Origin of the sequence: Psychrobacter sp. GW64-MNA-CIBAN-0177 (assembly GCF_040309585.1) — a bacterium.
Taxonomy (GTDB): Bacteria; Pseudomonadota; Gammaproteobacteria; order Pseudomonadales; family Moraxellaceae; genus Psychrobacter; species Psychrobacter okhotskensis.
Genome location: NZ_JBEOOY010000210.1, coordinates 1 through 274 on the forward strand (window position 1 = coordinate 1; position 274 = coordinate 274).

Genomic DNA, 274 nt, shown 5'->3' on the forward strand with positions numbered 1-274 from the left:
GCTTTGATGTGGCAGTTTGCTTTAACTCAAGCAGCTGCTCATGCGCCATTTGACGACGCGGCTCAACCAAAGTATACCAACGCGCCAGCACTTGTAACAGTCGTGAGGCGAGCACAGGATTGGCATCATCCATCTTTTTAATCACGCTCATATAGATATCTAGCCCTTCAGGCGTCCACAATACCGTTGGCTGCGAGGTAAAGGCGCTAATCACTGCCCGTACACGATTTGGGGTATGCCAATCAAAATCAGCATGTTCTAGTAAGGATTGGAT

General features: G+C 48.5%; 1 protein-coding gene. It reads right to left on the bottom strand.

Features of this window, described 5'->3' with window-relative positions:
• Positions 1–274: aminopeptidase N C-terminal domain-containing protein (locus AAEY79_RS14815; RefSeq protein WP_352289123.1), on the bottom strand; the 274-nt coding region annotated here is incomplete at both ends.